Source organism: Allobosea sp. 10L417, assembly GCF_056395485.1.
On the sequence record NZ_JBFTJP010000001.1, the window covers coordinates 470597 to 493329 of the forward strand.

A 22733-nucleotide genomic window follows, 5' to 3' on the forward strand; every position below is an offset into this window, starting at 1 on the left:
TTAACCTTTCGTGGCGACGATGCAGCCGAGCGCGTCGATCGTCGCGCTCCAGCCGGGGGGCAGCGCGGTCGTGGTTTCGCGCTCCTCGATGATGGCGGGGCCGGCGATGGACTGGCCGGTGGCGAGCGTCGAACGCTCATAGACGGGCACGGACTGGCCATCCTCCCAGGCATGGACGGGGCGGTGGCGCTTCGGCGCGCCGGCCGCGATCCGCGCGCGGGCCTGGCCGTCGAAATGCGGCAGGGGGCCCCGCGCGACGACACGCCAGGTCACGAGCTCGATCGGGACATGCGAGGGGTTGACGCCGTAGAGCGTGCGATAGGCCGCCTCGAACTGGGCCGTCAGCGCCGCGGCGTCGCGGCTCTGACGCGGATCGGTCTCGAAGATGATCGTGACCTCGTGCTGCTGGCCGACATAGCGCATGTCGGCGCCGACCAGGATCGTGACGTCGGCAGCCGCGCAGCCGGATTCGCCCAGCGCCGTCAGCCCTTCCTTCTCCAGGTCGCCGATAACGCGGTCGACGCGCTCCCAGTCGAGATGGTCGATCCGCGTCAGGTCGCTGCGCACGAGATCCAGCCGGACGGGGGTGACGAGCGTGCCGAAGGCCGAGAGCACGCTTGATTGCGGCGGTACGATCACGCTGGTGCTCTGCAGCAATTCGGCGACGCCGCAGGCATGGAGTGGTCCCGCACCACCAAAGGCGAAGAGCGGCAGGCCGCGATAATCGACGCCGCGATCGGTCGCATGGGTCCGCGCCGCCGAGGCCATGGCTTCCGTGACGATGCGGTAGATGCCGCGCGCGGCCTGGACGGCGCTGAGGCCGAGCGCCTCGCCGAGCCGCGTCATGGCGGCGTCGCAGGCCGGTTTGTCGAGCGACATGTCGCCGCCGAGGAAGTTCTCGGCATCAATCAGCCCGAGCACGAGGTCGGCATCGGTTACGGTCGCGTTGCGGCCGCCGCGACCGTAGCAGGCCGGGCCGGGGTTGGATCCGGCGCTTTCGGGGCCGACCTTGAGCAGGCCGAGATCGTCGACATGGGCGATGCTGCCGCCGCCGGCACCGATCTCGATCAGGTCGATCGAGGGCACAGTGACGGGCAGGCCGCTGCCCTCGCGGAAGCGGTAGCGCCGATCGACCTCGAACAGCCCGGTGATCAGCGGCGTTCGGTTTTCGATGAGGCAGGCCTTGGCGGTGGTGCCGCCCATGTCGAAGGACATCAGCCGGTCGATGCCGAGGAGTTCGGCATAGTGACAGGCCGCGAGCGCGCCCGCGGCAGGTCCGCTCTCGATCATGCGGACGGGGTTGCGGCCCGCCGTCTCGGCGCCGACGACGCCGCCCGAGGACAGCATGATCAGCGGGGTGTTGGCGAAGCCCTCGACACGCAGCCGGTCGCTCAGCCGCTTGAGATAGGGCTGCGAGATCGGCATCGCATAGGCGTTCACGGTCGCCGTCGATGCCCGCTGGTACTCGCGGATCTGCGGGGCGACCTCCGAGGAGGTGCAGATGAAGACGTCGTTGAGCTCGCGCGACAGGGCGGCCGCGACCAGTGCCTCGTTGTCGGGGTTGGCGAAGCTGTTGAGGAAGCAGATCGCAACGGCACGCGCGCCGCTGGCCCGGATATCGGCCGCGAGTCTCGCAATGTCCTGGGGGTTCGGCGCAAGCGTCACCGTGCCGTCCGCGAGGACACGCTCCTTCAGGCCGAAGGTCAGTTCGCGCGTGACCAACGGCTCGGGAAATTCGATCTGCGGGTCGTACATGTCGTAGCGGTGCTCGTTGCGGATCGAGAGCACGTCGCTGAAGCCCTCAGTGACGACGAGCGCCGTCGGCAGGCCCTTGCGTTCGATCAGCGCGTTGGTGACGACCGTCGTGGCATGGACCACCACGCCATCGACCGCGCCCGCGGCGATGCCGGCCTTGCCAAGAACGGAGTCGACGCCGCGGAAGAAACCTTCCAGCAGGTCGTGATGCGTGGTCAGTGTCTTGTCGACGCTGAGTCCGCCGCGGGAGTCCCGCAGGACGATATCGGTGAAGGTGCCGCCGATATCGACGGCCAGCGAATAGGTCATGCTCTCAGTCTTTCCAGGTCAAGCCACGCGAGATGCGTGCGGCGCTGCCGACGACCTCACGGATCTGTTCAGGATCGGGAACGGGCGGAATGAACTGCGTCGCACCGACGATGGCGATCGAGCCGACGAGAACCTTGCGGTGGTCGAAGACGGGGGCGGCGAGCGTGTTGACGCCGGTGATGACCTCGTTCGGCGCGGTGGCCCAGCCGCGCTCGCGAACGGCGTCGACCTCGGCGAGCAGCGCTTGCGTTGAAACGATGGTCGCCGGCGTCCAGGCTTCGAGCGGGCCGCTGGCGATCGCGGCGGTGCGCTCTTGCGCGCCGAAGGCGAGCCAGATCTTGCCGTGGGCGCTGGCGTGGAAGGCGAGCCGTGTGCCGGGCCGCGTGGAGAATTCGATGAGCGTGCGGCCTTGGATCAGTTCGAGGACGATCAGCTCGTCGTCGATCGCGGCGCAGACCGTGACCGCCTGGCCGGTGTGGTCGCGCAAGGTCATCAGCTCCTCGCGCGCGGCGCTGACGATATCGAAGCGCTGACGCAGGGCTTCGCCCAGCATCATCAGCTTGATCCCCGCCTCGTAACGGCCCGTCTCGGCCTCCTGGCGGACGAAGCCGTGACGCTGCAGCGTCACCAGATGCCGATAGATCGTCGCCTTCGACGCCGAGAGAGCATCCGCGATCTGGGCGAGCGAAGCCGGGCGGCTCTGCTGCACCAGGTAGTCGACCGCGTGAAGCGCGAGATCGAGCGTGCTGGTGCCGGCAGGCGCGGGCTTCCCCTTGGCTTTTGGCGGCTCTGTCGACAAAGGCGTTCCTCGCATTTCGTTTTGAATAATGAAATGCCATTTTATTATATGATATGCTATGGGTGAACCGAGTTGCCTGTCAAGGTGTCGGCCGAGACCGCGATGTCGGGGCGGCCAAACATCTGGGTTGGCGCGATGATCGGTCGATCTCCTCGCAGCCCACTTCTTTGGGAGAGGAGAAATACCTTTCTCATCGCTGAGCGACCCTGCCGATCTCGCCCGGGCCTTTGCTGCCTTCGAGGCCGTCTGGAGTGAGGTGAAGGCCTCCCTTGCGGGGCGCGATCAGGAACGTAAGCGAATGAATCTCGGGTACCTTGTTGCCCGATGCGCACCATTGGCGCTGGATGAAGAGGATCTGAAGCATGACGCCCTGCTTCAGACCGGCAGCGCCACCTGGTCGACAGTTGATGACAAAGCCCGCCAAAGCACTTTCTCGGCGGGTACAGCTCGCAGACTTCCGTCCTAAAACGATGGAACGTCACCGGCGGTCGGTCAGGGCGTGGAACCTCAACGATTCAGGAAAGAGCTCCACGACACCGCGCGTGAACCGTGGAACGCATCGCCGCCTGTTCTGTTGGTCTGGAAGTGCCCCAGGACAGGAGATTTCACATGGGTGCCCTAACAGGCAAAAATATCCTCATTCTCGCCACCAACGGCTTCGAGCAGTCCGAGCTCGAAGTGCCGCTCGCGAAGTTGAAGGAGGCTGGCGCAACGGTGCAGGTCGCCTCACCGGAGAGCGGCGAAATCAAGGGCTGGGACAAGAAGGACTGGGGGCGCGCGGTCAAGGTCGACAAGGCGCTCGATGCGATCGACGCCACTGCCTATGATGCGATCGTGCTCCCCGGCGGCCAGATGAACCCCGATACCTTGCGCGGCAACGACAAGGCGCTATCGCTGATCAAGACTTTCTTCGATCAGGGTAAGGTCGTCGCCGCAGTCTGCCACGGGCCGTGGCTCCTCATCGACACCGGCATAGCCAAGGGCCGGAAGGTAACCTCCTGGCCGACGCTGAAACAGGATCTCCTCAACGCGGGAGCCAATTGGCAGGACGCCGAGGTCATTACGGACGAGGGCATCGTAACCTCCCGCAAGCCGGATGATCTGCCGGCCTTCGTGGCCAAGATCATCGAGGAAGTCTGCGAAGGGCGGCATGACCGCAAGGCCGCATAGCATCCCGGCTCACCGACCCCAGGTGACGGACGAGCGCTCGCCCGTCCCGCCGTACCGATGCAGGTGGGAGCGCTGCGTGGTCTGGGCCGGTTTTAAGAGCTCGAGGCGCGAGCTTGACGCATCGCCACCGCGAGGATCCGCCTCGCGGGAAGGCTGGCCGCCAGGCTTTGTCGATAAAATCGTGCAGAAGCCGAAGGACTTCATCAAATCGGGCAGCGGCGATTTGGTCAGCTCCGCTTGCAGTCGTCGCGGAACCTCTTTCGGGCCTTGCCGTGAAGTCCCTTTTGATCAGCCTGCGCCGAGCACGCCTTCGACTTTGCGGTTCTTTCACTTGAGGTTGTCGTAGCCTTCTTGGCAGGCGCCGCGGGCGCAGGCGAGGTCACGGCCGGCTTGGTATCCGGGCTCATTTGCACCGGTGTTTGCGCGAAGCCGAAGCCTGTCATCATCGCGAGCGCGGCAAGCGGCAGCAGATTGCGTGAGAGGTTCATGGCGTTGTCCGTCAAACCCGGAGGATCGGGTCCAGGCAGTCGCCGGGTCGGCTGTCGGATCGTGAATGATCGCGCCGATTGAGTTGAACGGCTACTGAACAGCTCCCGCTTACTTGCTCGGCTTCGGCAGCACTGCTGCAGCAGCAGCCATATAGGTATCGGAAGCCGTCAGGGCGGTTTCCAAAATGGGCCTCACGAAGGTGCGGATACCCCCCTGGAATCACAAGCAGCCCTTCAGGGAAGCCGTATTTCGAGGTGCCCGAACGGCCTTCGCGATGAATTCTGGACGTCGTGGGAGCGAACATGCCTCGGCACGCCTTGCAGGATGAAGATGTCGATATTGTCGCTCTACAATTACTTCTTCGGCGGTATGTCGTTAGCTTCTACGGCTGGGAGAGCGCTGGGAATCTGCATTGAGAACGTGACTCTACAGCGAATACCTGCAGGCAGCGTCAAATGCGGGTTCGGCAAAGCCAAGCGTATCCCGAACGTACCGCTCGCGGCGTCGAGCACATGGTCGACCACGGAAACAAGCGCGGTATGGACACCGCCGATCGGCTGCTCCGGACGCACCTCGGCCTTGCTGCCGATACGAATTTGCCCGAAATATGCGGAGGGCACGAAGACTTCAACCCTCAACGGATCGATCTGCGCGAGCGTGAGAACCGGACTCTGGTCGTTACGGTACTCGCCTGGAACAAGGAGGCGCTCGACCACCACGCCGTCAATCGGGCTTCGCAGCGTTCGTTGATTCAATACTTCTTCCGCGTGGGCCACTTCGAGCCGAGCGATATTTAAGTTGAGCCGCGCCTCCTTAAGTTGCTGCTCAGCAACATCGACTTCAGCCTCCGTTTCCTGAAGAGAAGCAAGCGAACTAACCGCCCTACTGTGGAGCTTATCCAATCGATCGTACTTGCTGCGCAGAAATTGCACCCGCGCTTCCGCTGATTTAACTGCCGCATCATTGGTCGCGCGCGCGCGTGCGAGCGCCAGATTCGCCACCTCAATGCCATCCTCGATCTTGCCGACGACTTGGCCTTGCCGGACGATATCGCCCCGGTCGACATCAAGGCGTGCGATCAAGCCGACCACCGGGCTCGCGAGTTTGACGACCTGCTGCGGCTCGATCACACACTCGAACTCTTGTCCAGCGGCGGGCGGCACTGCCGGTGTCTGCGGCCTCGCTGGAGAAGCGGTCAGGAAGAAGGGCCCCAGCGGCCACAACGCACACCATGCGATGCAACGAAGCCACTGAATTCTATGGAATACCGTGCCATTTGATGCCGCCATACGTAATCCCGCCATGCAGCTTCTGACTGGCTTTGCACTTATAACACGCGACACCTCTCTTTGACTCATTGAAAGAAGCAGGCCTAAGATCAGCAGCTAAATTTGCTAGACACTGCATCGGGGATTGCAGGCGGGTCACAGTTTTCGAACTAAAACCAGGCTCAAGGTCAGCATCGTTACCCATCTTCGTCGGGCGACCCGGCAAAACGGCCGCTCCGTAGTGCAGGCAGTATCATTGTCGACGCGCTTTGGACGCCACGCATGTCTGAGCCAGACAGAGCCCGAGCGGTGAATGCGGACCCAACGCTCCCGTTGCATGTGGTACCGGCAGAGCCGTCCACAGCGGCGCACTGGCGCGGACTGCTGGATGCGAGCAATGAAGCGGCGTTTGGCTCAGCCTGGCTTGCTCTACAATGCAGCCGCATCGCGGGCGTTGCCGCCGGTCTCCTGCTCATCCGACCGGTCGCTTCCGACGCGCAATGCCTGTCCCTGACATGGCCCGCGCGTGACATTCAGGTCGGCGATCTTTCTCGGCTCGCCGAACAGGCTCTTGCGGAGCGCCGTGTCATCGTAGCCCACGGTCGCGTTGGCCCGGAAGCCAGTCCTGCGCAACATGTTGCCCTTGTCGTGGCCCTGCCGCTCGGCGCGACCACGCCAATCGCCGCCGCGGCCATAGCCTTGACGACAACCGCCGGCACATCCGCCGTCGCCCCAGAAACGGTTGCCGAACAATTGCGCTGGGGTGCGGGCTGGCTCGAGACCTTGCCTTGGGCGCGGCGCGCCAAGGATCTCTCGCTTGATGTTGCGCGGGCCGCAGCGTGCCTCGATCTCCTCGCGACCGTTGGGGCACGACCGCGACTGCCCGAGGCGGCGATCAGCATCGCCAATGAGCTTGCAACGCGCCTGCGATGCGATCGCGTATCGATGGGGGTGGTCAAGCGGGATGGCACAGTCCGCCTCCAGGCGATGTCGCATTCCGCCAGCTTCAAACATGAGAGCCGCGTGGCGGATGCAATCGAGAACGCGATGGATGAAGCGGTCGAGCAACGCCGTTGCGTCGCCTATCCGCTGCTGCCCGTGATGGACTACGCCGTGCACATTGCTCATCAGGCACTGGCGGAGGGCTCAAAAACCGTCGGCGCGACGACCATGTCGGTTGTGCTGAACGGCCACCACGGGGAGCCGATCGGCGCGCTCACATTCGAACGCCATCGCGCCGAGCCCTTCACCACGGATACATTGCAACTGGCGGAAACCGTCGCAGCTCTGTTGGGGCCGCAAATCGGGCTCCAGTTGCGATCGAACAGATGGGTCACGGGGCGTATAATCGATCGCCTTGGCGACGGGGTCGATGCGCTGTTCGGCCCACGGCGACCCGGTTTCAAGCTCGGCGCCATCGCTCTGGCTGCGCTGACGCTGACCGCAGCTTTCGCGCATGGCGAGCATCGCATCACCGCAAAATCGGTACTCGAAGCTGAGCTGCAACGCGCCGCCATAGCCCCCTTCGACGGATACATTCGGACCGCTCCCGTGCGCGCCGGCGATACCGTGCAGAGCGGTGATCTCCTGGTCGCGCTCGAGGACCGCGAGCTCGTTCTCGAGCGCCTGAAATGGCGTGCTGAGCGCGACAAGCTGCTGCAGCGGCATCGGGAAGCGCTCGCCAAGCACGATCGCAACAATTTTGTCCTGCTTGAGCCGCAGATTCGCCAAGCCGAGTCGCAGTTGGCACTCGCGGACGAGAAGCTCGTCCGAGCACGCATCCTTGCGCCCTTCGACGGCATCGTCGTGTCGGGAGATCTGACTCAGATGCTCGGCTCGCCGGTGGAAAAGGGGAAGGTTCTGTTCGAAGTCGCTCCGCTGTACGCTTATCGCCTGATCGTTCAGGTCGACGAGCGCGACGTGCGTTATGTCGCGGTCGGTCAGAGCGGCACCGTCGCCCTCGCTGGCCAACCCGGCAACCCGCTGCCGCTGATCTTGAGCAAGATCACGCCGGTGACGGTCGCCGAGGAGGGACGCAACTCCTTCCGGATCGAGGCGCGCCTGTCGGAACCTGGACTGCGTCTGCGCCCCGGGATGGAAGGCGTCGCCAAGATCGCAACCGGACGACGCTCGCTCGTCTGGATCTGGATGCACCCCGTTTTCGACTGGCTAAACCTAACTGCATGGAAGTACCTGCCCTGAGACGCCGACATGACCGTCGCCCCGTTCCTGAGCTCCTCCTGGTATCGCGTCGCGCTCCGCAAGCCAAAGCTGCGCGACCACACCTCGGTCCTACGCCACCGCTATCGCGGCAATGTCTGGTTTGTCGTGCACGATCATGCCAACGGCCGCGTACACCGCCTATCCCCGGCGAGCTGCATGATGATTGCCGCCATGGATGGAGTGCGCACTGTCGACCAGCTCTGGCATGAGATAGGAGCCAAGCTCGGAGAGGAGGCGCCGAGTCAGGACGACGTGATCCGGTTGTTGGCGGAACTCAATGCATCCGACTTGCTGCAGACCGAGGTAACACCCGATTCAAGCGCGCTGCTGGAGCGTGCCGCGCGAACAGGACGATCCCGGTGGCTGGGTAATGTGCTCTATCCGCTGGCTCTGAGAATACCGTGCTGGCACCCGGACAAGTTCTTCGAGCGCACGCTGCCAATCGCCCGGTGGCTGTTTGGCCGCCCGGGAGCCGCATTGTGGCTGCTCATGGTGCTGCCGGCGCTGCTGCTGGCCGCGCAGCACTGGCAAGACCTCAGTGCCGATGCCACCGACCGTATCCTCGCCACCGACAACATCGTACCGCTTACCCTGACCTATCTGCTGCTCAAGGTCATGCACGAATTCGGGCATGGATTTGCCGTCAAGGCATTCGGGGGAGCCGTGCACGAGTTCGGCGTCATGCTTCTGGTATTTGCACCGCTACCCTATGTCGACGCCTCGGCGGCATCGGGATTCCGCAGCAAATGGCAGCGCGCGCTTGTCGGCGCGGCCGGAATGATCGTCGAGGTGTTTATCGCCGCGCTTGCACTCTATGTCTGGCTTGCGGTCGAGCCTGGAATTGCTCGGGCACTGGCATTCAACGCCATGGTGGTCGCAGGTGTTTCCACCCTGGTGTTCAACGGCAATCCGCTCCTGCGCTATGACGGCTATTATATTCTTGCCGACTTGCTGGAAATTCCGAACCTTGCGCAGCGCGCTACCCGCTACTGGGGCTATCTGGTCGACCGATATGTGTTTCGCACCGATGGATTGAGAGAATTCGTTGCAACGGATGGCGAGCGCATCTGGTTCCTCATCTACGGACCCGCTGCCTTCCTCTACCGCCAAGCAGTCATGCTTGCGATCGCCGTATTCATCGCTTCCCAGTATTTCGCTGTGGGGATCGCGGTTGCGATCTGGAGTCTGTTGACGGGGATTGCATTGCCGATCGGCAAGGCTTTGTGGCTGGTGCTCACAAGCCCGCGCCTTCATCGCAATCGCAACCGCGCAATGACTGCGACCTTCGGCACAATCCTGGTCGTGGGGATCGTCCTGTTTCTGGTCCCGGCGCCGCTCTACTTCACGACTGAAGGTGTGGTCTGGCTGCCGGAACACGCAATAGTGCGCGCGGGAGCGGACGGTTTCGTGCACGGCTTCCTGATCGAGCCCGGCCAAAGGGTGGGCGTCGGCGATGCGTTGATCGAAAGCGAGGACCCCACATCCAGGACCGAACTCGAAATCCTGCGGGCGCGTGTCGCTGAACTCGAGATTCGTCTTGCCACTGAGCGCTTTGCCGATCGCATGCGGGCCGAGACGACAACCACGGAACTGGGGCAAGCGCGCGCCGAACTTGCGACGGCAACCAGCCGCGCGGCGCGGCTCATTGTACGCAGTCAAAGCGATGGCATCTTCGCGGTGATGAAATCGCAGGATCTGCCCGGGCGCTTTGTGCGAGAGGGTCTGCAGATCGGCTACGTGCTCCCCCATGACGCGCGCATCATCCGCGCAACGATCCGGCAGGACGATATTGATCTCCTTCGTCATCAATTGCGCGGCGTCACGGTCAAGCTCGCCGAGCGCCTCGATGAAACTCTGCCGGCGACAATCGTTCGCGAAGTTCCGGCGGGGCACAACAATCTCCCCAGCAGGGCCTTGGGGGGTGCGGGCGGCGGCGCGCTCACTGTCGATCCGGCAGACCAGCAAGGAACCAGGGCGCTGCAACGTGTTTTCCAGGTTGACGTCGAATTGTCCGCAGAAGCCACGCCACCGGCCGCATTTGGCAGCCGCGCCTATGTGCGCTTCGATCATGTCTGGGAGCCGATAGGCTGGCAGATGTGGCGTCGTGTGCGCCAATTGCTGCTGTCCCGGCTGCAGATCTGAGACAACGACATGTCGCATCCTCGCAGCCGGCGGCAGATCATGGATGCGGGCTCGCTCGCGATGGATGCGCCCTATGCTGAACGCGCCAGCCGCAAGGAGGGCCGCTTCGATGGCGCGCTGCTTGGTGGCTGGGGCCAGATCTCGCCCTATCTGCTGTTTACCATCAGGCAACACCGGCTCTCGCGCTTCGCGCGGCTGGTCGAATCCCTGGAGCCGCAGGTCATGAACCTGCCGGATCGCCGGCTGCGCGAGCGTGCGGATGAATTGCGCGCAGGATTGCTGTCAGCGCGCTTCCACTCGCGCGAACGGGCCCTTTCGTTCGCCCTTGCGCGCGAAGCGGCGCGTCGTCACGTCGGCATGCGCCACTTCCACGTTCAACTGCTGGGTGGCGCCGCCATGATGGGAGGGGCTATCGCCGAAATGGAAACCGGCGAAGGCAAAACCTTGACGGCGTTGCTGCCGGCGATCTCCGCCGCGCTCATGGGCCGTCCGGTTCATATCATCACCGTCAACGACTATCTCGCTCGCCGCGACGCCGAGCAACTCGGCCCGGTCTACAATGCGCTGGGCCTTACCGTCGGGCTCGCCGAGCACGGGCAATCGCCCCAGGAACGGCGGAGCGCCTATGCGAGCGACGTGACCTACTGCACCAACAAGGAGCTCGTGTTCGATTATCTCCGCGACCGGCTGGCGCTCGGCGCGCGCCGCGCGAGCACGCGGCTCCTTGTCGACCGCATATTCAAGGGCGGACACATCGGCAGCCATCAACCGCTGCTTCTCCGCGGCCTCCATTTTGCAATCGTGGACGAAGCCGACAGCGTGCTCATTGACGAAGCCCGCACGCCGTTGATCCTGTCCGGTGCGCAGGAAAACGCTGAGAACGCGGCCGGTCTCTACGAGGCCGCGCTCGAGATCGCGCGCCGTCTGAAGGCCGGCGAAGCATTTCAGATCCTGCAGAACGAAAAACGGATACGCCTCACCATGGACGGCGAAAGCGAGATCGCCAAGCTCTCGGCCGGGCTGCCGGGCTTATGGGCGATCCGGCGCGCCCGCGAGGAGCTCGTCCAGCATGCGCTTGCTGCCCAGCATCTGTACTGGCGCGACGTCCAGTACATCGTTGCCGATGGCAAAGTGCAGATCGTCGATGAGTATACCGGGCGCGTCATGCCCGACCGTTCTTGGGAAAGCGGGATTCATCAGCTGATCGAAGCGAAGGAACGCTGCGCCATCACGGAGCGGCGCAAGACGCTGGCACAGATCACATATCAGCGCTTTTTTCGCCGCTACATGCATCTCTGCGGCATGACCGGAACTGCGATCGAGCCGGCAGGCGAATTATACGCCGCCTACGGCCTGCCGATCGTTCGCATTCCAACGAACAAACCGTTGCGGCGTCTGAACGCCGGCACGCGCATGCTGCCGACCGCAGAGCAGAAATGGGACGTGGTCGTCCGCTCCGTTCGCGCGGCGACGCGGGCGGGCCGTGCCGTCCTGGTCGGAACGCGATCGGTGGAGGCATCCGAACATATCTCGCGGTTGCTGCACGAGGCAGGGCTCGACCCCATGGTCCTCAACGCGCGGCAGGATCGCGAGGAAGCGGATATCGTTGCGCGTGCGGGGCAACCGAACAGAGTCACGGTCGCGACCAACATGGCCGGGCGGGGCACCGACATCCAACTGCATGCGGTGGTGCGCGAGGCAGGCGGTCTGCATGTCATCCTGACGGAGTACCATGAATCCCGGCGCATCGACCGCCAGCTCTTCGGGCGCGCCGGCCGGCAAGGCGACCCGGGCAGCTACGAGGCCATCGTCGCTGTTGATGATGAACTCCTTCAACGCTTTTCCTCGCGCAGGCTGCTCCAACTGGTCACTCGAAGCCTGTCACCCGATCGACCTATTCCTGCCGCGATCGCACGCGCTCTACGTAACTGCAGTCAACGCGCGGCCGAACGTCTGCACCGGCGCGCTCGCCGAGCCGCTGTTGCTGAAGATCAGCGGGTCAGCAAAATTCTCGGCTTCGCGGGGACGGAATGACAAAGAAATTCACGAACAAACATCTATCGCGGCCAGATCGACCGCCTCTGCGCGCCCTCTTTCTGCACTAACGTCCTGATGGAATTAAACTAAAACCGCCCATACCGGCATGATTAACAAGCGCAGAACGGTGTGGTATTGAAGAGCGCATTGCATCGAACCCAAGAGTCCGTCGCTTGACGTTGGGAGTGCGCGATGTCGAGTTCTGTGAGCCTGTTCAACCGGGTGACGCGGCGACTTGTGAATCGGCGCCCCCGTCGCGGGAGCAGAGACAGCGAGCCTTCCTCTCCCCCTGCGCAGATTATCTTTGAAACGCTCGAACCGCGGCTGCTGCTGGCGGCAGATCCCCTCGGTATTACCGCCGGCTACGCCTTCGACGAAGTTTCCGGCACCGCAGCGGCGGATGCATCGGGCCACGGCATTACGGGTACGCTGACCAACGGTCCGACTTTCACGGCGGGCAAGTACGGAAACGCCGTGGCGCTCGATGGCGCGAATGATTTCGTGAATCTGGGCAACCCGACTGCGCTGCAATTCACCGGCAGCATGAGCGTCAGCGCCTGGGTCTATGTCAGCTCGTTTCCCTCCGATGACGCGGCGGTTGTATCAAAGCGCACCTCCGGCGAATCCGGATACCAGCTCGATCTCACCAAGGATACCGGCCCTCGCACCATCGGCTTCAAGCTCACGACCAACTCCGGCAGTGCGATGTTTCGCTACGGCGCGACGACGCTCCAGCTCAACACCTGGTATCATATCGCCGGCGTCTACAACGCCACCAACCAGACGCTGGATGTCTATCTCAACGGTAACCTCGACAACGGCCAGTTGAACGGCACCGTCAGCAATTCCCAGCAGAACTCGACAGCGAACGTGACCATTGGCCGTCGCTCCGGCAGTACCGGCTTCGAGTTCCCCGGACGGATAGACGATGTCCGCATCGCCGATCATGCGCTCACGCAGGCGCAGATCCAGACGGATATGACAACCCCGCTGGGGGGGACCACCCCGCCACCACCGGATACGGCCCCGCCGACCGTAGCGCTCACGCCGCCGGCATCGATCCTCTCGCAGACGGTCAACCTTGCAGCCACGGCCTCCGACAATGTCGGCGTGGTCGGCGTGAAGTTCTTGCTTGATGCTAACGCTACGATCGGATCCGAGGATACCACGTCGCCTTATGGCGTTTCCTGGAATACGACGACAGTATCGAACGGCCCCCACACGATTGCGGCCCAGGCGCGCGACGCTGCCGGCAACATCACCACATCGACTGCGGCTACGGTTACCATCGACAACCAGGCGCCGACCGGCACCGTCGTCATCAACGGAGGGGCGGCCGCGACCAACACCACGACCGTCACGCTTGCGCTGACCGCAACCGATGCGGTCACCTCGGTCACGCAAATGCGGTTCTCCAACAACGGCACCTCATTTTCGACCGCTGAGGCGTTCGCATCCTCCAAGACATGGACGCTCTCCAGTGGAGCCGGCGCCAAGACCGTCTATGTCCAGTTCAACGATGCCGCGGGCAACTGGTCCACAGCCGTCACCGATACCATCACCCTCGATACGACTGCCCCAACGATTTCGGCACGAACTGCCACCAACATCACCGGCAATTCGGCGCAAATCACCTGGACGAGCAACGAAGCAGCGACGTCACGCGTTGAATATGGACTCACGGCGAGTTACGGCACGACGACGACGCTTGACCCGACCTTGGTGACTGCGCACAGCGTCGCGCTCGCCGGTCTGGCCTCCAACACCACTTATAATTATCGCGTCCGCTCTATCGACGCCGCCGGCAACGAAGCGATCAGCGCGAACAGCACATTCAAGACCACCGCTGCGGCAGATACGACGCCCCCCTCCACCCCGACTGGCCTCGCTGCCACGGCCACTTCGCCGACGCAGATCAACCTCTCGTGGAATGCTTCGACGGACAATGTAGCGGTCACGGGCTATCAGGTCTTCCGCAACAACACGCAGGTTGGAACCTCGGCGACAACCACGTTCAACGACACCAGCTTAGCGTCCGGAACCACGTATAGCTACACTGTGCGCGCAGTGGATGCGGCCGCGAATCTTTCGGCACAATCGGCGCCTGCGAGCGCTACCACGCTCACACCCGACACGATTGCCCCTTCAGCGACCATCACCGCGCCGACCGGAACCGCGCCGCTCTCCGGCATGGTGACGATTAGTGCCAATGCAACCGACAACATTGGCGTCGGCGGCGTGACCTTCCTGGTCGACAATGTCGCGATCGGCGGAGGCGAGGACAAGACGGCTCCATATAGCGTCAGTTGGGACACAAGCACCGTTCCCAACGGTGTCCACACGATCGCCGCGCGCGCGCGCGACACCTCGAACAACACCGCGGATTCTCCACCTGTCACGGTGACAGTATCCAATACGCAAATTGTCGGCTTGGCCGCGGCCTACTCTTTCGATGAGGGAGTTGGCGCGACTGCCAGTGATTCCTCTGGCCAGGGAAATACAGCGACGCTGGTCAATGGCGTTGCCTGGGTGGCGGGCCAGCATGGCAAGGCCGCGAGCTTCGACGGCGTGAACGACTACATTACGATCCCGAATTCAACCTCGACCAATATTTCCGGCAATGCACTGACATTGTCGATGTGGATCAATCCCCAGCCACTGGCGAGCGGCGATTCGGTTGTTATCGGGAAATTCTGGAATACGACGATGTCCTCGCCCTACTATCAGTATGGCCTGGAACTCGGCGGCGGCAACAAGACCGACTTCTACATCGGGACAAGCAGCGGGCCGCGTGTCGCCACGGCGGGCACCACGCTGCCGTTCAACCAGTGGACCCATCTGGCCATCACCTTCGATGGCGCGCAGGTGCGAACCTATGTCAACGGCGCTCTCGTCAACACGCAGGCGCTCTCGGCATCGATTACGGCGCGCGGCAACGCCATGAATATCGGAGCGGATGCCTCGGGCAAACAATTCCAGAAGGGATTGCTGGATGACCTGCGCATCTACAGCCGCGTGCTCACCCAGGCACAGATCCAGTCGGATATGACCATAGCAGTCGGTGGTCCGGCCGCCGGATCGCCACAGGTTTCGATCGACGTCCCGGCCAACGGCGCGCAGGTCAGCGGCATCGTCAATGTAACGGCCACCGCAACCGACGACACCGGCGTCGCCACCGTCCAGTTCTATATCGACGGAGTCCTAGCAGGCGCCCCTGACGCCAGCGCCCCCTATGCGCTGGCCTGGGATACGCGAACCGTGAACAATGGCTCGCACACGATCACAGCGCTTGCGACCGATATCGACGGCCACACGGCAGTGTCGGCACCAATCGCTGTGAATGTGGCAAATGCCAGCAATTTTCAGAATGAAATTCTCGCCACCGGATTCGATCTCCCGACCGCGATCAAATTCCTTCCCGACGGGCGCATGCTGCTGGTGGAACTGGCCGGCACGATCAAGGTCTTGCCGGCGCCCTATACGACGCCTGATCCGACGCCGTTCCTGAAGCTTAGCAATATCGGCTCGGCCGGTGTTCAGCAGGGCATCTACGACGTCGCACTCGATCCCAACTTCAGCACCAACCACTATTATTACATCTTCTACACGCTGGGCTCGCCGAACGTCGATCGTTTCTCGCGGTTTACCGCAAATGCGACATTGACGGGGACCGTCGCCGGCAGCGAATTCGTCATCTACCAGGATTCGGAGATCGCCAATGCCGAACACCATGGCGGCGCGATCAACTTCAGCAATGACGGGAAGATCCTGATCACCACCGGCGAGCATTTCAACGCCGGCGAGGCGCAGGATCTCACCAAACCGCGCGGCAAGATCCTGCGCTTCAACATGGATGGCACGGTCCCGACCGACAATCCCTTCTATGACGGTGCGGGCCCCAACTTCGATGCGATATGGGCGCTCGGACTGCGCAATCCCTTCCGCGCCTATTACGACGCGCCGACCGGGCGCCTGATCATCGGCGACGTCGGCGGAAACACCTATTCCACGGCGATCGAAGAGATCGATATCGGCGCCAGGGGGGCCAATTACGGGTGGCCCAACGTCGAAACACCCAACGGCAATCCCGCCTACACCGCGCCGGCCTATTACTATCCGCATAATGGACGGGACGCCGCTGTCGTTGCGGGGTTCGTCTATCATGGCACGCAATTCCCCAGCGAGTACCAGGGCAGCTTCTTCTTTGCCGACTACACGCAAAATTGGATCAAGCGCCTGACATTCGACGCCAACGGCAAGGTTACCGGCGTCATCAACTTCGAGCCGCAGGATGGATCCGTCGATGGCCCCTATGGCGACATCGTCTATCTGACGGAGGGGCCCGAGGGGGCTCTCTACTATCTCGATCTCGGCTATTCCGATATCAGCGGCACATTCGGCGTGAGCAAGATCCGGCGCATCTCGTTCATCGATTCGAACCTGCCGCCGGTCGCGAGCGCTTCCGCATCGCCCGCGCAGGGGCCGACGCCTCTCGCCGTTAATTTCTCCAGCGCCGGCTCCTCCGATCCGGAGGGACAGCCCTTATCCTATTCCTGGAATTTCGGCGACGGCACGACATCGACCGAGGCCAACCCGTCGCACATCTATACGGTCGCCGGCCCGTATCAGGCCCGCCTCACGGTTTCCGACGGGGCCAATGCGACACTCTCGACGCCGATCGCGATCACCGTGGGCACCCGTCCAGTCGCGACCATAACCTCGCCGACCGATGGCGCGGTCTTCAGGGCAGGCGATGTCATTTCCTTCAGCGGGACCGCGACCGATGCCGAAGACGGCACACTGCCTGCCAGCGCCTACACCTGGAACATCGATTTCCTGCATGAGGGACATGTGCATCCGGGCATCCCGATCACCGGCGTGACCAGCGGAACCTTTACGATCCCGACCTCCGGGCATGACTTCAGCGGCTTCACGCGCTACCGGATCATGCTCACGGTCACGGACTCCAGCGGGCTGCAATCGAGCCAGGCTGTCACGATCTTCCCCGACAAGGTCAATCTCAACTTCGCCACGGCGCCCGCCGGTGTCACGCTGTATCTCGACGGCATCGCGCGCGCCACGCCGTTCACATACGACACGCTCATCGGCTTTCATCATGAAATCGAAGCGCGCAACGCGACAGTCGGGTCGACCACCTACAACTTCGTCTCATGGTCCGATGGCGGCGCGCAGGACCACATCCTCGTCGTGCCGGCCGGCGGCGCCACCTATACGGCGACCTACAACGCGGTCACCACATCCGCGCCACTTGGATTCGTGCAAGCCAATGCGGCCACGCCGCAAACCAACCAGACGCAGGTCCCGGTCACCTACGCCGCTGCGCAAGTGGCCGGGAATACCAATATTCTCGTCATCGGCTGGAACAACACGACATCCAACATTGCGTCCGTCACCGATTCTGCGGGCAACGTCTATGAACTCGCTGTCCCGACCGCGCGCGGAAGCGGCGTCAGTCAGGCCATCTATTACGCGAAGAACATCAAGGCCGCCGCCGCGGGGACCAACGCGGTGACGGTGACCTTCAATGCTCCCACGCAGTTCGTCGATCTCCGCGCTCTCGAATACAGCGGCCTTGATCCCGTCAACCCGTTCGACGCCGGCGCCTCGGCATCGGGCACCGGCAGTTCGGCAAACAGCGGCACGGTCAGCACGACGTCAGCACGAGAACTCATCTTCGGCGCAGGAACCACGGCGGGAGGATTCTCCGCAGCCGGCAGCAGCTTCACCACGCGTATCATCACGTCACCGGATCTCGACATTGCCGAAGACAGGTTCGTCACGACAACCGGAAGCTATGGCGCCACCGCATCGCTCTCAGGATCCGCAGCCTGGGTCATGCAAGTCGCGACGTTCAAGGCCGCGGGTTAGTTCGACCGCATCGAATGGCGAGTTCGGAGAGATCCCAGACCTACCGCGGCGGATGTTGGCGGCGGGTTCCAGATGGTCCGATACCAATCGACGATCGCATCGATGTTGCGCCATCGCGCGGGCCGTCCGATCACAGATCTGATTCCGCGCTGAGCCGAGCGTCACCACCAGGCGAGGGGCTGGTGATCTTCACTATCGGCAGTGCGATTGGCCCGGCGGGTAGCTTCGGCATGGCATGGATGCTGGTCAAGCTCCTGACCAGCGTTTGGATCAACCGCTGGAGCAACTCTCGACGCCGTGGCTCTATATCGTCGGTATTGTCTTCGCCGCTCGCGTATCCGTTGCAATTGCGGTGATCGGGGCGCAACGTGGCTCTTGAATCACCGCAGTTAAATGCCCCAGAGTGCCGCAGCAATATTAAGACGAATCTCGACTAATGATTGATAAAATGTCAGCGATTACGTTGTTTTCCTCTTCAAAAACGATCTCAAAACGATGATTTTCTCTCAAAAATCAGGTCATATGGTTGGCACTCGATCGAACGCTCCGATCTCCGTTCCTATATCTTGGATGCGTGGATTGACAGCCAAGACGATGATGTGCTGTTTCTCTACGTCAATTCGAGAGTCGACAACTGCGGGAACGTTCGCGGCGATCTGCTGAGCGTCCTGCCGCTCATTCAAGATCGCTTCTCCGATTAATGTTACTTTAATCGGGGACTTGTTGGACGCGAAGGCGAACTGTATGCTTGAAATTGGGAAGAAAAAGACTTGTGCGATTTTTCATCGTTCATGGCGTTGGCCTGTTGCGCGATCGTGACGAAATCAATTCGTCCGGCTAGGACAGTATCGCTGCACCGGATCGTCGCTTCGGGAGCGCTCCACTATGTCGACAGCCCGACCGGTGTCACCTGAGAGGCGCTTAACTGTCGCGAACGGCGATCCAAGCAGTGCGAACGAAGGTGCAGGCGGTCCAGCGAAACCCGTACCACTGTGCGTCGATCTCGACGGCACGCTCGTCAGGACCGACACATTGTTGGAGACGGCCCTCTCGTTGGGGGTGAAAGACCTTGCAACGGTCGTGCTGGGACAACTCGCAAAACCTAGCCGGGCCGGGCTCAAGCGCGACATTGCCATGCGGGCGGATTTTGCGCCGGAGCATCTCCCCTATAACTCCGATCTGCTGGACTATCTGGTCGAGGCCAAGAAATCGGAGCGAAAGATCGTTCTGGTTACCGCTGCGGACGATCGCATCGCCAGGGCCGTCGCCAACCATCTCGGCATATTCGACGAGGTCATCGCATCCGACGGCGTCCGCAATCTGAAGGGCACCGAGAAGGCACGTGAGCTTGTTCGGCGATACCGTCGCAAGGGCTTCGACTACGCCGCAAACAGCCGGTCCGATCTCGCCGTTTGGCGTGAAGCCGACCAAGCCATCCTGGTCGATGCACCAAGGTCGGTTGCCAGAACGCTGACCAGCGAGGGCCGCGTGCCGACCGTGTTCGAGCCCTCCCCTCCCTCGCGACTGAACGCTGTAGTACGTGCTTTGCGCCCCCACCAGTGGGTGAAAAACCTGCTCGTTTTCGTCCCACTCCTGACGTCCCACGATCTTGGCAACTGGCAGAGCGTATCCGGTGCCCTGCTGGTATTTGCGGCCCTGTGTGCGACGGCCTCCGCGATCTACATCGTCAATGACATCCTCGATCTCCGAGCGGACAGGAAGCACCCGCGCAAGCGTCTGCGGCCCTTTGCGAGCGGCAGCCTGCCGCTCCCCTTCGGCTTCGCGCTGTCCCTGCTGCTGCTGGCAACCGGCTTTACGCTGGCGACGTGGGCCAACTGCGCCATGATCCTGTCCGCTTATGCGGTTGTCTCGTTGAGCTATTCGCTCTCCTTCAAGCGATACCCGTTGGTCGATGTCTTCATCCTCGCCGCGCTCTATACGGTGCGGGTCCTCGCCGGAGGCATTGCCTCCGGTCACCACGTAACTCTCTGGTTGCTGGCATTTTCCGGGTTCGCGTTTCTGAGCCTCGCGCTGGTCAAGCGGTGCGCCGAGATTCCCACCCAGGCCATGGCCGATCAAATCCGCCAGAAGGTGGGAGGCCGCGGCTACTATCCATCGGATCGATCGCTACTCGTGATGTTTGGCGTCGGCTCGACGTTCGCATCCGGCGTCGTCCTGGCGCTTTTTGTCGGCAGTGAGGCAGCCCTGGAGCGCTATCGCTCACCCCAACTGCTTTGGGCTCTCGTTCCACTAATGGTATTTTGGCAGTGCCGGCTCTGGTTAGCGACCGAGCGCAGCTATATGCACGACGATCCGATCGTCTACTCCGCGCGCGATTGGGTTTCATGGCTGGTCGCAGCCGCGACCGTGGCGGTCGTGCTGGCTGCAGCCTCGGTTCAGCACGTCGCTCGATAGGGGACACGGATCGCTATGTCCTCGACCTCGATCGCGCTGCTGCTGGTGAGCGTTACGCTGTCCGCGGTTGCACAGGTGGCATTCAAGTTCGGCGTCTCCTCGGAGCCGGCCGCCGCCGCCCGCATGCTCCTGGGTCCTCTAGCGATCATCGCCACGCCGGGCGTGGCAATCGGGCTGGCGCTCTACGGCGTGGGCACGATCCTCTGGCTTCGGGCGCTTGCGGGGATCGATCTCTCCCAGGCTTACCCGTTCGTCGGTGTCGGGTTTGCGCTGACGACCTTCGCCGGCTGGTGGCTGTTCGCAGATCAGATCACCTATCAGCGGTTGGGCGGCATCGTGCTGATCGTCTTCGGCATCGTGATGGTCGCGCGAAGCTGACGCAGCGCTGGTTGTATCGTGCGAAGAGTCTCGGGGGATGGACTTTCGATGCTGAACCGTCACGATCGGCCGATGCGGCGGCTTGCCTCAACCGTCCTCCAAGACCGGCGCACACTGCTAGTGATCTTTGCAACGGCTTTGATCCTGCGGGCCCTGTGCGCCATATTCTTCAGCGGCGAGATCGAGGGAGAGGGCGCCGAATACGCCCGGATCGCCGAAAACATTCGCGGCGGCATGGGCTACAAGGGGATTGCGACGGCGGGTGACCAGCTCTTCTTCCCTCCCCTCTTTTCTCTCCTCATTGCCGACATCTCAATGCTTGGATTCACCGCGGAAGCGGCCGGGCGCCTCGTCAACATCCTGTCTGGGGCTCTACTCGTGCTGCCGGTGTTCGGCATCGCGAAGCGGATGTTCGGCCGGACTATCGGGCTCGGCGCGGCTGCGATTGTCGCCCTGCATCCGTTCCTCGTCACCTTCTCGACAACGGTCTACTGCGAGCCCCTGTTTCTGGCGCTTATTCTCGCCGCCGTCTTGACGGGGATGCGGGCGGCGGATCGCTCCGACCTGCGTCCTGCCGCTGCGGCGGGATTGCTCTATGGTTTGGCGTATCTCGTGCGGCCCGAAGCGATGATTTTCATGCTGGTCGGCCTCGCATTCCTCATCCTTCAGCGCGGCATGACCGATCGCCTGCCTTTCGTGCGGACTGTATTGCGAGATGTCCCGCGCGCAGCGTTGATGGTCGGCTGCTTTGCATTATTCATTCTACCGTATGTCACCTGGCTTTCGCGGCAGACTGGAGAATTGACCCTGCAGACCAAGAGCATACTCAACATGGCGACGGAACTCCGCATGCGGTCCGGAATGTCGACATATGAGGCTAGCTTCGCGGTCAATCCGGAGATGAAAGCCGAAGGCACTTATAACCGGCCCAACATAGACGTCATCAAGAATGGCCGCCCCGATTTCAGGCAATATCTCAAGATCGTCCCGAAGAAGACGATCGATGTCCTTCGGAGCGCGGCCGCTTTCACCGGCGGCGCTGTAGAGTTCGGTTCACCGGCACTCTTCGGTCTTGCGATGCTAGGTCTGTTTGGACGGCCGTGGGGGCCCCGTCAGTTCGTGGATGAGGTGCATCTCATCGCGCTCCTCGCGCTCACTTCGTTTGCTCTCTTCTTCATCTACTACACGTCTCACCCTCGGTTCTTCGTGTTGTTTCTCGCCGTTTCCTGCATCTGGGCGAGCGCCGGCCTGTGGCACTTCGCCGAATGGGCGCGCCTGACATTGTCGCCGCACCTGCGATCCGAGCGATGGCTGGCATGCGTGGCACCCGCCAGCATCGCCCTCGGGCTCGCGGCCATGATGCTGCCTGCGGCGCTGTTCGCGATCAAGGAACTGACCTCGATGCACGGGCTCCGACCGGTCAAGGCCCTTGCCATGAGCTTGGCAAGCAAATCCGAACCGATCACCATTGCCGATACGATGACCCCATTCGCGTTCCACGCGAAGGCAGACTTTGTCTGGCTTCCCCATAGCGATGAGGCGACCGCGCTCAGGTATCTCGCGCTGAAGGGGGTGACGCACGTGATCGCGCGCAGCGACGGACTGGATGAGGTGCCATACCTGAGGTCATGGTCGCGCAACGGCGTGCCTGATGGTGAACTGGTAGCGCAGGTCCCATACTCCAACGGGAAACTCGTTCAGCTTTTTCGGCTGCAGCGACCTGACTGATGTGGCGCCCCCTTTGGGCAATCCAATGATCCGCTGAGATCCGACTTTGTAGCGGTCCCAGCTTGAACGGAGAACAGCGAAACCCGGAGTCTGCCGCACATCGAAGTGCTCAGGAATTGCGCCCGCTCGAT

14 protein-coding genes are annotated in these 22733 nt (G+C 62.5%); 9 read left to right on the top strand and 5 right to left on the bottom strand.

The annotated features are described in order from the left end of the window. The 3 genes from AC1DE3_RS02505 to AC1DE3_RS02515 all read right to left on the bottom strand — a co-directional run bounded on the left by AC1DE3_RS02505 (position 1) and on the right by AC1DE3_RS02515 (position 3227). Entirely contained in the window at positions 1–2064 is a 2064-nt protein-coding gene (locus AC1DE3_RS02505) for a hydantoinase/oxoprolinase family protein (protein WP_476852037.1), read from the bottom strand. A gap of 4 nt (positions 2065–2068) precedes the next feature. Beyond that, on the bottom strand, positions 2069–2863 hold the full coding sequence (locus AC1DE3_RS02510; RefSeq protein ID WP_476779047.1) for an IclR family transcriptional regulator: 795 nt from the start codon (positions 2861–2863) through the stop codon (positions 2069–2071). Positions 2864–3053: 190 nt separating this feature from the next. After that, the gene (locus AC1DE3_RS02515; protein WP_476779046.1) at positions 3054–3227 is read right to left on the bottom strand and encodes a hypothetical protein; all 174 of its coding nucleotides are present in this window, start codon (positions 3225–3227) and stop codon (positions 3054–3056) included. A 245-nt stretch (positions 3228–3472) separates the two neighbouring features. On the opposite strand from AC1DE3_RS02515, the gene AC1DE3_RS02520 reads away from it, so the two are divergent. Beyond that, positions 3473–4033: a type 1 glutamine amidotransferase domain-containing protein gene (locus tag AC1DE3_RS02520; protein ID WP_476779351.1), complete on the top strand. Its 561-nt coding sequence runs from the start codon at positions 3473–3475 to the stop codon at positions 4031–4033. Positions 4034–4260: 227 nt separating this feature from the next. Here the strand turns inward: AC1DE3_RS02520 and AC1DE3_RS02525 are convergent, their stop codons facing one another. Together AC1DE3_RS02525 and AC1DE3_RS02530 are read right to left on the bottom strand one after the other, a co-directional pair. Then, positions 4261–4521, bottom strand: coding sequence for a PsiF family protein (locus tag AC1DE3_RS02525; protein WP_476779045.1), 261 nt, complete (start codon positions 4519–4521; stop codon positions 4261–4263). 354 nt (positions 4522–4875) lie between these two features. Further along, a complete protein-coding gene (locus AC1DE3_RS02530; RefSeq protein ID WP_476852038.1) occupies positions 4876–5880 on the bottom strand; it encodes an efflux RND transporter periplasmic adaptor subunit in 1005 nt (334 codons plus the stop codon). Between the two features lie 192 nt (positions 5881–6072). Between AC1DE3_RS02530 and AC1DE3_RS02535 the strand changes: the two genes are divergently transcribed. The 8 genes from AC1DE3_RS02535 (at position 6073) to AC1DE3_RS02570 (ending at position 22602) form a co-directional block, all read left to right on the top strand. Beyond that, positions 6073–7992 (top strand): efflux RND transporter periplasmic adaptor subunit, encoded by a 1920-nt coding sequence (locus AC1DE3_RS02535; RefSeq protein ID WP_476779044.1) that lies wholly within the window; start codon positions 6073–6075, stop codon positions 7990–7992. Positions 7993–8001: 9 nt separating this feature from the next. Beyond that, positions 8002–10155, top strand: coding sequence for an HlyD family secretion protein (locus tag AC1DE3_RS02540; protein WP_476779043.1), 2154 nt, complete (start codon positions 8002–8004; stop codon positions 10153–10155). Between the two features lie 9 nt (positions 10156–10164). After that, complete coding sequence (locus tag AC1DE3_RS02545) at positions 10165–12189, top strand: preprotein translocase subunit SecA (RefSeq protein ID WP_476779042.1); 2025 nt, start codon at positions 10165–10167, stop codon at positions 12187–12189. A gap of 195 nt (positions 12190–12384) precedes the next feature. After that, positions 12385–18081 carry a LamG-like jellyroll fold domain-containing protein gene (locus AC1DE3_RS02550; protein WP_476852039.1) on the top strand — a complete coding sequence of 1899 codons (5697 nt, stop codon included), beginning with the start codon at positions 12385–12387 and terminating at the stop codon, positions 18079–18081. A 182-nt stretch (positions 18082–18263) separates the two neighbouring features. Continuing rightward, entirely contained in the window at positions 18264–18437 is a 174-nt protein-coding gene (locus AC1DE3_RS02555) for a hypothetical protein (protein ID WP_476779040.1), read from the top strand. 529 nt (positions 18438–18966) lie between these two features. Further along, a complete protein-coding gene (locus AC1DE3_RS02560; RefSeq protein WP_476779039.1) occupies positions 18967–20496 on the top strand; it encodes a UbiA family prenyltransferase in 1530 nt (509 codons plus the stop codon). A 15-nt stretch (positions 20497–20511) separates the two neighbouring features. Further along, positions 20512–20874, top strand: coding sequence for a DMT family transporter (locus AC1DE3_RS02565; protein WP_476779038.1), 363 nt, complete (start codon positions 20512–20514; stop codon positions 20872–20874). 48 nt (positions 20875–20922) lie between these two features. Then, positions 20923–22602 (top strand): ArnT family glycosyltransferase, encoded by a 1680-nt coding sequence (locus tag AC1DE3_RS02570; protein WP_476779037.1) that lies wholly within the window; start codon positions 20923–20925, stop codon positions 22600–22602. The last annotated feature ends 131 nt before the right edge of the window (positions 22603–22733 follow it).

What these genes read in the sequence shown, in the direction of transcription:
- AC1DE3_RS02505 (WP_476852037.1), bottom strand. Translation starts at nt 2,064, where the DNA reads ATGACCTATTCGCTGGCCGTCGATATCGGCGGCACCTTCACCGATATC.
- AC1DE3_RS02515 (WP_476779046.1), bottom strand. Translation starts at nt 3,227, where the DNA reads ATGCTTCAGATCCTCTTCATCCAGCGCCAATGGTGCGCATCGGGCAAC.
- AC1DE3_RS02520 (WP_476779351.1), top strand. Translation starts at nt 3,473, where the DNA reads ATGGGTGCCCTAACAGGCAAAAATATCCTCATTCTCGCCACCAACGGC.
- AC1DE3_RS02525 (WP_476779045.1), bottom strand. Translation starts at nt 4,521, where the DNA reads ATGAACCTCTCACGCAATCTGCTGCCGCTTGCCGCGCTCGCGATGATG.
- AC1DE3_RS02530 (WP_476852038.1), bottom strand. Translation starts at nt 5,880, where the DNA reads ATGAGTCAAAGAGAGGTGTCGCGTGTTATAAGTGCAAAGCCAGTCAGA.
- AC1DE3_RS02535 (WP_476779044.1), top strand. Translation starts at nt 6,073, where the DNA reads ATGTCTGAGCCAGACAGAGCCCGAGCGGTGAATGCGGACCCAACGCTC.
- AC1DE3_RS02540 (WP_476779043.1), top strand. Translation starts at nt 8,002, where the DNA reads ATGACCGTCGCCCCGTTCCTGAGCTCCTCCTGGTATCGCGTCGCGCTC.
- AC1DE3_RS02545 (WP_476779042.1), top strand. Translation starts at nt 10,165, where the DNA reads ATGTCGCATCCTCGCAGCCGGCGGCAGATCATGGATGCGGGCTCGCTC.
- AC1DE3_RS02550 (WP_476852039.1), top strand. Translation starts at nt 12,385, where the DNA reads ATGTCGAGTTCTGTGAGCCTGTTCAACCGGGTGACGCGGCGACTTGTG.
- AC1DE3_RS02560 (WP_476779039.1), top strand. Translation starts at nt 18,967, where the DNA reads ATGTCGACAGCCCGACCGGTGTCACCTGAGAGGCGCTTAACTGTCGCG.
- AC1DE3_RS02565 (WP_476779038.1), top strand. Translation starts at nt 20,512, where the DNA reads ATGTCCTCGACCTCGATCGCGCTGCTGCTGGTGAGCGTTACGCTGTCC.
- AC1DE3_RS02570 (WP_476779037.1), top strand. Translation starts at nt 20,923, where the DNA reads ATGCTGAACCGTCACGATCGGCCGATGCGGCGGCTTGCCTCAACCGTC.